Genomic DNA, 13,051 nt, shown 5'->3' on the forward strand with positions numbered 1-13,051 from the left:
TTACTTCCCTTGCTCCAGCGAGCGATTAAGATAGATAAGCGGAATAAGTCCCACTAAGACGATAACGATAGCGCCCAACGCCCCATGCTCCAACTGTTCATCAGATACGAACTGATAGACATAGGTCGCCAGATTTTCAAATCCCACCGGCCTGAGCAGAAGTGCTGCAGGCAGCTCTTTCATACATTCGATAAACACCAATAAGATAGCGGCAAATATACCACTACGCAGCAGCGGTAAGTGTACCCGAGATAGAATAGACGCAGGCCTAACCCCCATGGTCACAGAGGCCATATCTAAAGAGGGATTAATGTGTTTATAGCTGTTCTCAATACTACCAATTGCAATGGCAGCAAAACGAATGGCGAAGGCAAAAATTAAAACAAATAGCGTACCACTGAAAATAAGGCCAGGCCCCATGACCCCAAAATAGCGATAGAGGTCATTGACGGCAAAATCCAGATAGGTCAGTGGAACCAAGACACCAATGGCCAAAACAGTCCCAGGCAACGCATACCCGGTTGAGGCGAGGCGTGAGGGCAAAATATCAATAGTTCTGGGGCTACAGCGTCTTACAAACATCAACAATAAAGCCACGATAACCGTTAGCAGACTGACCACTAAGGCGATGAGCAAACTATTCAGGCTATATTGCCAAAAATCATCATTCCAGCTGACACTAAAGTAGTCCCAGGCATAACCAAGCAGCACCCACATGGGGATCCCAAAAGCAAACAGCAGCAAAATCGCGCAATACCCAAAGGCCAACCAAGCTGCGCCAGGTTTCAGCTGATATCTGTCATGGGTAGAAATGGGGGTCTGCTTTTGAAACAGTTGCTGCTTGCGCCGGGCAAATCGTTCAACGCCAATCAGGCAAAATACGACAAGCAAGATCATGGCCGACAGTTTTGCGGCCGCCGCCAAGCTACCATAGCCTAACCAGGTATCGTAGACCGCCGTGGTTAAGGTGGGCACAGCAAAATAGCTTACCGTAGCAAAATCTGCCGCCGTTTCCATCGCCACCAAAGCTGCACCAACGGCCAATGCTGGTCTGGCCATCGGCAAATTCAGACGCCAAAAACTGCGCCAGGGGCTCGCTCCCATGACCCGTGACGCATGCAGCAGACTGGGAGACTGCTCCATAAAGGCGGTTCGCGCCAGAAGATAAATATAGGGAAAAAGCACCAAGGCAAGTATCAAGGAGGCCCCACCTAAGGTACGCACATCAGGAAAATAGTAATCCATCTGTGATTGCCAGCCATAAAACTCTCTCAGCCAAGACTGCACTGGACCGGCGTAATCAAGCAGATCCGTATAGACATAGGCCACGACGTAGGCAGGCATAGCCAGAGGCAAGAGCAGACCCCATTGAAACCAGGCACGACCCGGAAATTCGCAGCGGGCCACACACCAAGCGGCGGGCACGGCTAACAGCAAGGCTCCCAAACTCACCAAGAACATTAACCCTAAGGTATTAAAGAGATAAGTGGGTAATACCGTCTGCATCAGATGGCCAAACACGGCCTCGTCGGGAACCAGCGCCTGAATACAGATAGCGGCTAACGGTAAGACAAAGCAGATCGCCGTCAGATAACTGATAGTCGACCAGCTTTTGGGAAAGCCTAAAATCATATAGAGCCTCAATAAAAAAGGGAGGTCATTATCATTGACCAACTTAAATTTAAGCTTAAAGACGAACGATTATTACTTAGTAAAAGCGACTTAGGGCAAAAACAACAAAGCCTTCCCCAGGGAAGGCTTTAATATAATCAGGAGGCCTACGCCACTAGAGATCGAACTTCACTTCATCAAGTAACCTTACCGCAGCACTGTGATACTCGGCAAGTTTGTGAATAGGCAGTGAATCGGCTTTAAACTCACCCCAAGATGCCACCAACTGAGACGGTTTCACATCTGGCTTCACTGGATACTCCATGTTTAACTCGGCGTAACTTTGCTGTGCCTGATCACCAGAAAGATACTCCATCAACTTAATTGCATTTTCCCGCGATGGCGCGTACTTGGCTAATGCCATCCCAGAAACATTAATATGTGAACCGCGATTTGCCTGATTAGGGAAATTGATATTCACAGCCTCTGCCCAAGGCACTTGCTTTGGATCTTGTAACATCTTACCCAGATAGTAGCTATTACCGACGGCGATATCACACAGGCCTTCTTTAACGGCTTTAACCTGAGCTCTGTCATTACCCTGTGGCTTTCGCGCCAGATTTGCTTTAAAGCCTTCTAGCCACTCTTTAGTCTTCGCCTCACCATGATGGGCAATCATTGAGGCAACCAAAGAGATATTGTAGGGATGCTTACCACTACGGGTACAGATCTTGCCCTTAAACTTAGGATCGGCAAGATCTTCATAATCGATCGTCAGTGGGCCCAGACGTTCCTTGGAGGAGTAGATGTTGCGAACCCGCTTGGTCAGAGCAAACCAATCACCTTCGGGTGAACGTAGATTCGCTGGAATATTGTTTGTCAGTAACTCACTGTCCACCGGCGCCACTAGCTGCTTATCGGCCAACTCCATCAAACGAGAGAAATCAGAGGTCAGCACCAGATCCACTGGGGATAAGCGTCCCTCTCTTGCCATACGTTCGGCAATGCCTTGCTTGGAAAACACCAGATTCACTTTAATGCCGGTCTCCTTGGTGAAGTCCGCCAAAATAGGATCAATAAGAAAAGCCTGACGATAAGAATAAACGGTAACACTATCAGCCGCATTGGCAACAGATGCCACACAAGCAAACCCTAGAACAGCCAAACGCTTCATGAATCTCATGAGAGAACTCCCAAACAAAGTTAATGATAACCATTATCAATCGCGGTTAGCGTAATCAATCTTAGGCTAGACGGCAAGAGTAAACAGGTAAAAATCCCCTTGATGTCTCATTTTGACCAAAAAAGCCTCTCTGACTAAACTCAAAAGACTCGGCTTAAAAAAGGAGCTCACATGTTTTTGGAAATTCTCGCCCTTATACTCGCCGTCATACTACTTTTATTCCTTTTTAAACACAGGTTTACCCGGGTAAAAGTGAAACGTTCACGCCGCTCTCAGCCCCAGCCATCAAACCTCAGTGCTAGCGTGATCAGCGAAGAAGTTCCTCATGCGCCGAGCGTCAAACACAACACCATCCACCCCTATCACTGTGTCGAAATTGTGAGTGATGAAGGCTTATGTAAAAATGCAGAAAAACTCAAGGGCAAGCGATTTCTATCTGACGATGCTCCCCCCCTCCCCTTAGCGGGTTGTACTAAAGCGGATTGCAGTTGCCGCTATCTACACCATGAGGACAGACGGGGACAAACAGAAGATAGGCGGCTAGACTTTGGCGTCACCCGCGAACTCTATGGTGTCTTTGGCGAAACCAACAGGCGCCACCAACCAAGTAAGGGTAGACGCCAAAGCGATACTAGACATTAGGTCGAGTGCTGACCATAGCCTCTAACTTAGAAAAGGACTTTAACCACCTAGCCGTTGCGGGTGCAATCTTACGCCAATCCAAATCTGGATGCCGAAAGTCCAGATATTCCAATAAACAGGCTAAACAGATCTGCTGAAGAGAAAGCTGACTGTGACCCGAAATTCCCATCTGTTCGATCTGCGCTAACCCCCTCAACAGAGCTTGCTCAAATCTCGCGGTCCAAAAGGGGCTGCGCAGTCCTTCATCATCACGCATCTGCTCCTGTCTTAACGCCACCGCGCTGTCGAGTAAGCCCTTAATCAGCGAGTATTGCGTCTCGCCATACCAAGAGTCCCCAGGCTGACCAAACAGCTCACCACCACAGTATTCATGATCCAGGTAGCGCAGGATCACCTCGCTGTCATACAGGGCGCCGCCATCGTTTAACATGAGGCAAGGGATCTTAGCCAAAGGGTTGGCTGTAAGCAGCAGTTCGCCATTTTCAAGCGGATTAACACTAACGTGTTCTATACCCGCCACCGCAAATTGCGCAATCACCACCCGAACCGTTCTCGCATAAGGTGACGCCTCAGAAAACAATAGTTGCATCTCGAATCCTCTACCAATATTTTTCAACGGTTATCTGCCCTGGCGCTCGGCGCAGGTTTTTCGCCAATCCGCGGGACTGTAACAAGGTATTCAACTCTTTAATCATCTCAGGGTGACCGCAAATCATCACCTGTGAATCTTGCGTGTTGAGTGACAAGCCGACTCGCTGCTCAATAAGGCCACTCTCGACCCCTTGAGTGATGCGGCAGCTGATCGCCCCTTCCACAGGCTCACGCGTCACAGAAGTAACCAAGGAGAACAGGCCGGGATACTGAGCCTCGAATGTCTTAAGCTCTTGGTAATAGGCGAGATCTTCTTGATATCTTACGCCATAGACTAAGATCACACGCTCAAATCTCTGCCACGGCTCAGCAGTTCTCATCATGGAAATAAAGGGACCAACGGCTGTGCCTGTAGCAAACAGCCATAAGTGCTTACCCTGTTTTGGCAGTTCATCCAGGGTCATAAACCCAGCCGCTTTAGTAGAGATATAGACGCTATCCCCTGGGTTAAGGGCCTGCAGCTTGGGAGATAAGAGTCCATCATCGACGCTAACCGCCAGAACCTCCAACAGGGACTCATGCGGGGCATTGACCAGTGAATAAGCTCGGGCGACACGTTTGTCGTCGATATGTAGCGATAGTTTGATAAATTGCCCGGCAATAAAGTCACCAATATCGGCCGACAACTTCAGGGTAAATAATTGATCACTCCAGTCTATTCGCTCTACTACCTTCGCCTCTCCCCACATCTCGCTACCTCTATCGGCCTTATGGATACTGTTAGTCCCATCATTGATAGATTTTTAGCTAGAGTCAAGACAACAAAAAACCCCTTAGTCTAAGGGGTTTAATCAATGATATTGGAATGTAAGCAAGCACTATTCTTGCGCCGTATCATCATTAAAACTGTCTCTAAAAGCCTGCAAACCTTCCTGCACTAAGCTGTAGGTCTTATCGACACCATCGGCAATATCTCCTTCCAAGACTTTAAGGCCGGATAAAATATCCTTGGCCTCGTCGAAACCTTGATCGATAGCACCACCGATAATATCCATAAAGGAGTTAAGTTGCTCATCGAAGGAGAGGCCTCGGTTTTGCTCCTGATGAATAGCAAAAAACTGGGTTGCAAAGCTGACGATGCGATCGGCTGTCGCTTCTGGCGATGTATCGACCCCCTGAGCAACTGCCGTTTCGATGGCATGTTCACCCATGGTCGGCGCTAACTCCTCATTAATGGCTTCGATAGCCGCTTTGTACAGCAGCTGCATAGGTTCATTACCAGCACTGAGGTTGACCTCCTGCTGCGCCGATAAGATAGCCGCATTCATCAACTGCTTACTGGCTGCCAATGCCGTCTTGTTCTTGGCCACTTCGGAGACTTGCTGACCATGATTCGTTGTCGAATCTGTTTTATTTCGCGCCGCCGCTGATACGGCTCCGCCGTGATTTTGAATCTCCATAATCGCCTCTCTCAAGAAATTAAATTCACCCTCAACCTCTATTATCGACCATTTTATAGCCAACTTTAGACAAATTGATCATGTAATCTTACATCGGCATCGACCAATAAATGGTTTATCCTAACAAACCAGCTCAAGATGCCTGAGGTTACCCATGTTAAAACTGTTAAGCTATGCCCTCATCTCGCTTTTACTCTACCAGCCTTTAGCTGAGGCAAATCAAGGTAGTGAGGGGAAAACCGTCATTTTAGTTCGTCACGCCGAAAAGGCGACTAACGGACGAGATCCATCACTGACAGAACAGGGGAAAATTAGGGCTCAGGCGCTAATAGAGACCTTAGCTAACACCCCGCTAAGCCTGGCTATAGCAACTCAGTATCGGCGTACCCAAGAAACACTGGCGCCGATTATCAGCGCCCGTCAACTCCCTGTAACCATAGTTAATGCCGGACCGGATCTAGCGGCGCACATAAAGGCAATTGTCGAACGGGTGAACCAAGAGGAGGGCAATGTGATTATCGCGGGTCACTCAAATACCTTGGCACCAATCATAGATGCACTCAAAGGACCCAAAATCCCGCAATTAAAAGAGAATGAATATAACCATTTATATATACTTTCAGTACCCCAAAATGGTCCAAGCAGTCTGATAAAGACTCAATATGGTGCATCTTCAGCCATTACCCATTAAGGATTAGACATTAGTCTAGATAGCGCTAGATTTATAGGCTAAACTTGATTACATTAGCAACATATGGAATAGCGCCAGAGAATTGGCGTTAAGTTTGACCACGGAGATTAACTGGTGAGTAATTCGTTTTTTGGTTCGGGAAGTAAGAGTAAACCACTGTCGGTCAGTTGCCAAAACTGTGACCGACTCACTGTTATCGAAGGCGAAACCATCTGTTTTAAGGCTGGGGAGATCATCAGACTGACCCCCTATGAACCCCAAAACACCAAACTCAGCCTACTTTGCGATGGCTGGAAGCCGATAAACACCTCAAAGACAGCTTAAAGTCGAATCACTCCCATATCTTCATAGGTAGAACCCTTCACCTCACGTGTAATCCCCTCAATAGCCATTGAAGGCGGTATCTTAGCTAAGGTAAGTCCTCTTGTAGTCACTTTGAGATAAGAATTCAGCTGTGAATAGACCAATTGCAGCTCATCCTGTTCCAGTCCACGTTCTCTTAGCGTTGCCATAATGGCTAGCCAATCAGTGTCGACGACTCGGGTTTGACCTTCAATGCTGGCGTGTATTGGAATATTCTTCATGGATTCTTCTCCGTGAGCACTATGTTTACAATATTATGCTAATCAAACCTGAATAAAGACTTAATCCCACACTTTTAGTGCTGATTTTGAACCGTCCATAACTTCTTATATAGACCATCTGCCGCCAACAGGCTTTGATGATCGCCGCGCTCAACTATCTTACCCTGACTCAATACAAGGATCTGATCGGCATCCACCACAGTCGAGAGCCGATGAGCAATCACTAAACTGGTGTGCCCCTTTGCCATCTCTTTAAGTGCATTCAAGATAGCCTGCTCTGAATGACTATCGAGCGACGAGGTCGCTTCATCGAACACCAGCAAAGGCGAACCTTTAAGAATTGCCCTGGCTATTGCGACTCGCTGCTTCTCTCCACCGGACAATTTTAACCCTCTCTCGCCTACCTTTGTGTGCCAGCCTTCACTTAATTGAGAAACAAAGGTCGACAGGTGGGCCAGTTTGATCGCCTCCATCACCTCTTCATCGCTGGCACCCGGTGAGCCATAGCGAATGTTCTCCAGCAGCGAATCATTAAACAGCACAGTATCTTGTGGAACAATGGCGATAGCGCTGCGCAGTGCATGCTGAGTGAGACCCAGAATGTCATGTCCGTCTATGGTAATTCGCCCCTGCTGCGCCTCATAGAAGCGAAACAGTAACTTTACGATAGTGGACTTACCTGCACCGCTATCACCCACTATCGCCACCTTATGACCGGCAGGGATCTCGAAGCTCACTTCAGATAAAATTGGGCGATCACCATATTGAAAACTAACGCCCTCAAATTTGAGGCTACCTTGGGGTAGCTCAGGTGACTTAGCATCGGGAGTGTCTATCACCTTAGGTTCCCTGTCTAGCAAGCTAAACATTCGCTCGATATTGGCCAGCGCACCACGGATCTCCCGGTAGACAAACCCCAAGAAATTAAGGGGCATAAAGAGTTGCATCATAAAGGCGTTAATCAGTACGAAGTCACCTATAGTCATGAGTCCCTCGGTCACCTGAGTCGCCGCCAATGCCAACATAAGCGTCATCGCCAGGGAGATAATAAATGCCTGACCGGCATTCAAGGCAAACAGTGAGAGACGGTTCTTACGCTTAGCGACTTCCCAGCGCTCTAAAGCATGATCATATTGCTCTGATTCATAGGTTTCATTATTGAAGTATTTAACCGTCTCGTAGTTAAGCAGACTGTCTATCGCACGGGTATTTGATTGCGAATCCGCTTGAGCGGCTTCCCGCACAAATCCAGTACGCCACTCAGTAGCCAGCACGGAAAAGAGAATATAGGCCACTACGGCACTGAGGGTTATCGCCGCAAAAGCCCAGCCGTAGTTGTAGAAGAGGATCCCCACCACCAGAGCGATCTCAAGTAGGGTTGGTACAATATTAAACACCATAAAACGCATCAGGAAGCTGACGCCACTGGTGCCACGCTCAATATCCCGCGACAAGCCACCGGTACGGCGCTCCAGATGGAAGGCCAGATCCAACCTATGTAGATGTTCAAAAACCGATAATCCTAAACGGCGGATGGCACGCTCAGTCACTCGGCCGAACAGAGTATCTCGTACCTCTGAAATCACGGTATTAAGTAGACGTAATCCACCATAGGCAACCACTAGTGCAATAGGCACGCTAACCAACTGTAGATTTGATGCATCGCCCAGGGTATCGACCAACTCCTTTAACACAAAAGGTAAGCCGACACTGGCTAACTTAGCCACCACCAGACAGGCAAGCGCCAAAAGGACTCGCCCCTTAAACTCGAGTAAATAGGGCCAAAGGAGTTTCAACACATGCCAATTAAGTTTATCGATTGGACCATCAAAATAGAGAGAGGGACGCATTGCAACTCCAGCTAGCATCAAAAGAGAGACGATGGCATTTAGGCGAATTAAGGTAAAAGCCACTAGATACACCATCTTACCTCATGACAAATGTGCATCACCAGTCCATTTCACTGCGAGCATTAAATGACAACTCAGTGACTCAGTCACAACATTGAAATCAGGGGGCAAGGAGACCCAATTGACAAGCTCCCCGGGAACAATAGATACTACTTTTGACTTACTTATTTGCAACCAAACTAGAAAAAAGAACTATTCCGAGTGAGATAATTATCACTTTAATGTTTCACAGGGGGATTTATTGTTATCTCTTGCCTTAGATTTTGATAATCTCAAGCTCAGCTTAAGATGGGTTAGCAGAGCTAAGCGCAGAGCAAGAATAACCCCACATTTTAAAGGAAGCCGATATGCCACAATCATCTGACGTGCAATACCCTCCATTGCCACTGATACAAACTTGGGTATGGATGATGACCGAATCGAACAGCCCAGAAATCCAGCAAAAGGGCCAAAATAACTTAATATCGTCTTTTGGCAGTCTTGCTAAAGCCAATGAATATTTGGTGCAGCAGCAAAACAAATGAGATTGCCAATAATAAAAAAAGGAAGCTTAAAGCTTCCTTTTTTAATGACTGTCGTTTAAGCGCGCCGCTCGATAACACTTTGATTCAGCCTTGCCAGCAAGGTTTCGGTGTCTTCCCAGCCAATACAGGCATCAGTGATACTCTGGCCGTAGCATAGAGGTTGTCCTTCAACATAATCCTGTCGACCCTCAACCAGATGGCTTTCTACCATCACGCCAAAAATAGCGCGTTCACCCTTACCCACTTGCTGTGCAACATCTTCGGCCACCAGCATCTGCCGCTTATATTGTTTGCTGCTATTGGCATGGCTAAAGTCCACCATGATATTTTGCGCTAGGTTCGCTTTAGTCAACTGCTCACTGATCGCCTTCACATGTTCAGCGCTGTAATTGGGCTCTTTCCCCCCACGTAAAATGATGTGGCAATCGGGATTTCCCTTGGTCGACACAATGGCTGAATGGCCAAACTTGGTCACTGAAAGAAAATGATGTGGAGCACTGGCTGCGCCGATAGCATCAATCGCCACCTTAATGGTACCGTCAGTCCCATTTTTAAAGCCGACAGGACATGACAAACCCGAAGCTAACTCTCTATGCACTTGAGATTCTGTGGTGCGAGCACCAATTGCGCCCCAACACATAAGGTCCGCCACATACTGTGGTGTGATCATATCTAAGAACTCGCCCGCCGTTGGGATGCCCAGCTCATTAAGATCCAGCAATAATTTTCTCGCGGTGCGCAAACCATCATTGAGCTTGAAGCTGTTGTCCATATAAGGGTCATTAATCAGTCCCTTCCAACCCACAGTCGTGCGCGGTTTTTCAAAATAAACCCGCATGACCACTTCCAGTTGGTCACGATACTGCTCTCGTAACTTAACCAGACGCTTACCATATTCGAGCGCGGCTTTAGGATCATGAATAGAACAAGGTCCGATAATCACCAACAGACGATCATCTTCTTTTTTGAGGATATTGTGGATATTCTGCCGTGCATTAAACACTGTCGCCGATGCATTTTCGCTTGCCGGAAATCGCTCAAGAATCGCAACAGGGGGTAATAACTCTTTTATTTTATTAATGCGAACGTCATCAGTTTGATAATACATGATAAAAATTTTCCACTCCGGCTCTGGATTAAATACGTGTCTCTCTATTGCACTACTGAATTCAATTTATCCAGTATCCCACTTTATTGCAACCAAACATTAATAAAATAAAAAAGATAACAATAAACAATTGTTATAATTGAATTAAATATTTTTTATTTTCAAGACTTCTAACAAACAAGCTGCGATGGTTGCCAGATCTAACAGAACAAAGTGTTAATATTTAGATGGAAATCACACAGAAGCCTATCTATAGTAGGTATTCATCAAGCTAAAACACACTAAGACAACTCACTCGAATAGATAGGCTAACGCCAACGCGATTGAGTATAGGGGATGAAAAATACGAATGAGAAGGTTGCTGTTACTAAGCTGTTTTATGCTATTTTCTGTCAAAGCTTTAGGCAATCATACTATCGACAAACGCACTTTTGCCGTCAGCAACACTATCCCCCCCTATTTCTTTGCCAACGGCCAAAGTGGCATTCAATATGACAGGCTGACAGCCGCCCTGGCAAAACAACACATGTCGATAGATCACATCTATTTATCACCCAATAAACGGGCAATTCGTCAGGTATTGAGTAAAAACGTCGATTGCCTCATTAACGCACCGGACAATCTCAACGACCTCTATTACACTCGCAGCCTGATCAGCTATCAAAATAGTGTATTTACCTTAGCGAGCAAGGCTATAGTGATTGAAAACGTTAACGATCTGGCAAGCCTCTCGGTAATGGGGTTCCAAAATGCAACACAATATTTGGGCAGTGCATTTTATGACATGGCGAAAGGCAATCCAAAGTATGGGGAGTCAAATAGTCAGCGAAGCCAGGTGATGATGCTCTTCTCTGGACGGGTCGATGCAATTATTTTAGAAAGGCGCATATTTGACTACTATCGTAATCAACTCAAATTTAAACTTGATACTGGCCTAGCCACTCGAGAACACCCACTATTTTCCCAAGCACCACGTAAAATAGCCTGTTACGACAAAAGCTTGGCAGAAAAAATAGATTTAGGCATTGCACAACTGGAGCAAGAGGAAGCGACAGGAAAGCTTGCCCCAGGTGGCTAACGGATTAATATAGCGAGTGATGCGGGCAAACTGCCCCAGCAGAATTAATGCATCCCGTGATGAGATTGCATCGCCTGCAACTTAGCCTGGTAACGTTTCTGGTTATATTCATCAACCGACAGTGAGAGCGCCTTCTGCATATTCAACTTGGCCCGGCGCTCGTCTCCCATAGCCCAATAAGCGCGAGATAATCCAAAGTAGAACTCATGCCGATAATCGGCCTTTTCTACAGCGCGCTTATACCAGGTCAATGCGGTTTGGTATTCATGATCTGAATAGGCTTGCTGAGCCATATCATAGTAGTAATAAGGGTTACGTATCCTGACCAACTCCAGCGTTTTATGAACCTCAGCCCACTCCTCGAGCCGATTTTGACTGGCGAGCAGCACCCCATAATTAAACAGCGCATTCATATCTTCGCTATTTTGCGACAATGCCAACTTATAGAGAACCTCAGCCTTCTCATCCAAGCCTTTATAACGATAAAGAATCGCCAAGGTGTTCAACGCCGGAATAAAATCGGCTTTCAATTGCAGACTCTGTTTCAAATAGGCGTAAGACAAATCATATTTGCCCTCAACCAAAGACTCGGCAGCCACATTGTTATAAAACATCGCCATTACAGTGGTTCTGTCGATACGTCGCTTGGCATAACCTCGCATGCTGCGCTCCGGCAGGAAATCGATCTGAAGTGCATTCTTGTCCGCAAGAAAGGTCTCACTGCTCTCTCGCGGTATGAGACGCAGGTTAATATGGCCATTCACCAAGTAGAAATCCCCCGCCTTATCCCATACTGGCGGAACATCGACCTCTTGAAACTCCACATCGACCCCCAGAGCGTCTGCGAGCGAGGCACTCAATAGCACCAAAGACAAACAGTTCCCGGCGCGGGCATTGAAAGTATCCATCGGAGTTTTGGTAAGGTTGTCTTGGTACTTAAAGCCGCCATTGTCGGCATTAATGTAATTGGCTAGCCAAAGGTTAGCGGCAATATAGTCTCGCGCCATACGACTGCGCTTATACTCTTGTCGAAGATCCACTTCCACCTGAGGAGGCAAGGCAAACAGCTCATCAGGGGTCACTTCAACCGATACCTCTGCAAATTCATTATCGACAAAGTATTGCTCTATATTCGCGATGGTCTCCTTACCTGGGCCGCTGGCACAACCGCTGACTATGAACAATAACAGTAACATAGCGCATTGACACTCAATTAGCCTTCTCATCTTTAACCTACGCTTATGATGGCACCTTAAGATCTATCATAAAGTAGCCTTTTGGGTTTTGCCCCTGCAAAGCGTTACAAAATATTAACAATCATTTGGACGAAGGAGGATCGATCTGAATATAGAGCTGCTGACCTGGATGATTGTCAGTCTGATACAGATAGGGGCGATAGAAACTCGCACCGCACCGATAATAGGCATAGGGATGCTTAAATAGCGCACAACCAAGAGGCAGGCTTTGTAAGATCTGGATTTGCTGCTGTAAGCGCAGCGATTCGCGCCACTCAAAATCTCGCTGCACCTGATCACGCACGGCAAAAGCATCGAAAGGCTCACTCGATTTGCGCACCACCACCTGCCCCGCCTGTAACTCACCCACAATCACTGCCATCAACAGCACACCTAACCAGACTCTCATTGTCGCGCCCTCTAACCAAGCTAAC

15 protein-coding genes are annotated in these 13,051 nt (G+C 47.0%); 5 read left to right on the top strand and 10 right to left on the bottom strand.

Annotation, left to right across the window (positions count from 1 at the left end; all coding sequences use genetic code 11):
- Complete coding sequence (locus CFF01_RS15195) at positions 1-1,632, bottom strand: ABC transporter permease (RefSeq protein WP_033537945.1); 1,632 nt, start codon at positions 1,630-1,632, stop codon at positions 1-3.
- A gap of 154 nt (positions 1,633-1,786) precedes the next feature.
- Entirely contained in the window at positions 1,787-2,794 is a 1,008-nt protein-coding gene (locus tag CFF01_RS15200; RefSeq protein WP_088905355.1) for a Fe(3+) ABC transporter substrate-binding protein, read from the bottom strand.
- 171 nt (positions 2,795-2,965) lie between these two features.
- On the opposite strand from CFF01_RS15200, the gene CFF01_RS15205 reads away from it, so the two are divergent.
- Positions 2,966-3,436 carry a hypothetical protein gene (locus CFF01_RS15205; RefSeq protein ID WP_088905356.1) on the top strand — a complete coding sequence of 157 codons (471 nt, stop codon included), beginning with the start codon at positions 2,966-2,968 and terminating at the stop codon, positions 3,434-3,436.
- Here the strand turns inward: CFF01_RS15205 and CFF01_RS15210 are convergent.
- The 3 genes from CFF01_RS15210 to CFF01_RS15220 all read right to left on the bottom strand — a co-directional run bounded on the left by CFF01_RS15210 (position 3,426) and on the right by CFF01_RS15220 (position 5,487).
- Complete coding sequence (locus CFF01_RS15210; protein WP_088905357.1) at positions 3,426-4,025, bottom strand: glutathione S-transferase N-terminal domain-containing protein; 600 nt, start codon at positions 4,023-4,025, stop codon at positions 3,426-3,428. The genes CFF01_RS15205 and CFF01_RS15210 overlap by 11 nt on opposite strands.
- 10 nt (positions 4,026-4,035) lie before the next feature.
- Positions 4,036-4,776, bottom strand: a complete 741-nt coding sequence (locus CFF01_RS15215) for a ferredoxin--NADP reductase (protein WP_088905358.1) — start codon at positions 4,774-4,776, stop codon at positions 4,036-4,038.
- 129 nt (positions 4,777-4,905) lie between these two features.
- Positions 4,906-5,487 (bottom strand): DUF5610 domain-containing protein, encoded by a 582-nt coding sequence (locus tag CFF01_RS15220; protein WP_033537941.1) that lies wholly within the window; start codon positions 5,485-5,487, stop codon positions 4,906-4,908.
- A gap of 154 nt (positions 5,488-5,641) precedes the next feature.
- Here CFF01_RS15220 and CFF01_RS15225 point away from each other — a divergent pair, with 154 nt between their 5' ends.
- Entirely contained in the window at positions 5,642-6,178 is a 537-nt protein-coding gene (locus tag CFF01_RS15225) for a histidine phosphatase family protein (RefSeq protein WP_088905359.1), read from the top strand.
- Positions 6,179-6,292: 114 nt separating this feature from the next.
- The gene (locus CFF01_RS15230) at positions 6,293-6,502 is read left to right on the top strand and encodes a hypothetical protein (protein WP_088905360.1); all 210 of its coding nucleotides are present in this window, start codon (positions 6,293-6,295) and stop codon (positions 6,500-6,502) included.
- Here CFF01_RS15230 and CFF01_RS15235 read toward each other — a convergent pair.
- Both CFF01_RS15235 and CFF01_RS15240 read right to left on the bottom strand, forming a co-directional pair.
- Entirely contained in the window at positions 6,499-6,762 is a 264-nt protein-coding gene (locus tag CFF01_RS15235; RefSeq protein WP_033537939.1) for a hypothetical protein, read from the bottom strand. The genes CFF01_RS15230 and CFF01_RS15235 overlap by 4 nt on opposite strands.
- A gap of 74 nt (positions 6,763-6,836) precedes the next feature.
- The gene (locus CFF01_RS15240) at positions 6,837-8,612 is read right to left on the bottom strand and encodes an ABCB family ABC transporter ATP-binding protein/permease (RefSeq protein WP_088905361.1); all 1,776 of its coding nucleotides are present in this window, start codon (positions 8,610-8,612) and stop codon (positions 6,837-6,839) included.
- Between the two features lie 407 nt (positions 8,613-9,019).
- Between CFF01_RS15240 and CFF01_RS19220 the strand changes: the two genes are divergently transcribed.
- A complete protein-coding gene (locus tag CFF01_RS19220; protein ID WP_088905362.1) occupies positions 9,020-9,196 on the top strand; it encodes a hypothetical protein in 177 nt (58 codons plus the stop codon).
- Positions 9,197-9,251: 55 nt separating this feature from the next.
- Here CFF01_RS19220 and aroG read toward each other — a convergent pair whose 3' ends face one another.
- Positions 9,252-10,304 carry a 3-deoxy-7-phosphoheptulonate synthase AroG gene (gene aroG, locus CFF01_RS15250; RefSeq protein ID WP_088905363.1) on the bottom strand — a complete coding sequence of 351 codons (1,053 nt, stop codon included), beginning with the start codon at positions 10,302-10,304 and terminating at the stop codon, positions 9,252-9,254.
- 379 nt (positions 10,305-10,683) lie between these two features.
- Between aroG and CFF01_RS15255 the strand changes: the two genes are divergently transcribed.
- On the top strand, positions 10,684-11,382 hold the full coding sequence (locus tag CFF01_RS15255; RefSeq protein WP_157705008.1) for a substrate-binding periplasmic protein: 699 nt from the start codon (positions 10,684-10,686) through the stop codon (positions 11,380-11,382).
- A 44-nt stretch (positions 11,383-11,426) separates the two neighbouring features.
- Here the strand turns inward: CFF01_RS15255 and CFF01_RS15260 are convergent, their stop codons facing one another.
- Both CFF01_RS15260 and CFF01_RS15265 read right to left on the bottom strand, forming a co-directional pair.
- Complete coding sequence (locus tag CFF01_RS15260) at positions 11,427-12,578, bottom strand: tetratricopeptide repeat protein (protein WP_232479453.1); 1,152 nt, start codon at positions 12,576-12,578, stop codon at positions 11,427-11,429.
- A gap of 121 nt (positions 12,579-12,699) precedes the next feature.
- The gene (locus CFF01_RS15265) at positions 12,700-13,026 is read right to left on the bottom strand and encodes a hypothetical protein (protein WP_088905366.1); all 327 of its coding nucleotides are present in this window, start codon (positions 13,024-13,026) and stop codon (positions 12,700-12,702) included.
- Positions 13,027-13,051: the final 25 nt, after the last annotated feature.

Origin of the sequence: Shewanella marisflavi (genome assembly GCF_002215585.1) — a bacterium.
Lineage (GTDB): Bacteria > Pseudomonadota > Gammaproteobacteria > Enterobacterales > Shewanellaceae > Shewanella > Shewanella marisflavi.

Bases quoted from the DNA above. Each gene is read 5' to 3' on its own strand.
- CFF01_RS15255 (WP_157705008.1), top strand. From the start codon at position 10,684: ATGCTATTTTCTGTCAAAGCTTTAGGCAATCATACTATCGACAAACGC.
- CFF01_RS15195 (WP_033537945.1), bottom strand. From the start codon at position 1,632: ATGATTTTAGGCTTTCCCAAAAGCTGGTCGACTATCAGTTATCTGACG.
- CFF01_RS15235 (WP_033537939.1), bottom strand. From the start codon at position 6,762: ATGAAGAATATTCCAATACACGCCAGCATTGAAGGTCAAACCCGAGTC.
- CFF01_RS15240 (WP_088905361.1), bottom strand. From the start codon at position 8,612: ATGCGTCCCTCTCTCTATTTTGATGGTCCAATCGATAAACTTAATTGG.
- CFF01_RS15260 (WP_232479453.1), bottom strand. From the start codon at position 12,578: ATGTTACTGTTATTGTTCATAGTCAGCGGTTGTGCCAGCGGCCCAGGT.
- CFF01_RS15220 (WP_033537941.1), bottom strand. From the start codon at position 5,487: ATGGAGATTCAAAATCACGGCGGAGCCGTATCAGCGGCGGCGCGAAAT.
- CFF01_RS15265 (WP_088905366.1), bottom strand. From the start codon at position 13,026: ATGAGAGTCTGGTTAGGTGTGCTGTTGATGGCAGTGATTGTGGGTGAG.
- CFF01_RS15225 (WP_088905359.1), top strand. From the start codon at position 5,642: ATGTTAAAACTGTTAAGCTATGCCCTCATCTCGCTTTTACTCTACCAG.
- CFF01_RS19220 (WP_088905362.1), top strand. From the start codon at position 9,020: ATGCCACAATCATCTGACGTGCAATACCCTCCATTGCCACTGATACAA.
- CFF01_RS15215 (WP_088905358.1), bottom strand. From the start codon at position 4,776: ATGTGGGGAGAGGCGAAGGTAGTAGAGCGAATAGACTGGAGTGATCAA.
- CFF01_RS15200 (WP_088905355.1), bottom strand. From the start codon at position 2,794: ATGAGATTCATGAAGCGTTTGGCTGTTCTAGGGTTTGCTTGTGTGGCA.
- CFF01_RS15205 (WP_088905356.1), top strand. From the start codon at position 2,966: ATGTTTTTGGAAATTCTCGCCCTTATACTCGCCGTCATACTACTTTTA.
- CFF01_RS15210 (WP_088905357.1), bottom strand. From the start codon at position 4,025: ATGCAACTATTGTTTTCTGAGGCGTCACCTTATGCGAGAACGGTTCGG.
- aroG (WP_088905363.1), bottom strand. From the start codon at position 10,304: ATGTATTATCAAACTGATGACGTTCGCATTAATAAAATAAAAGAGTTA.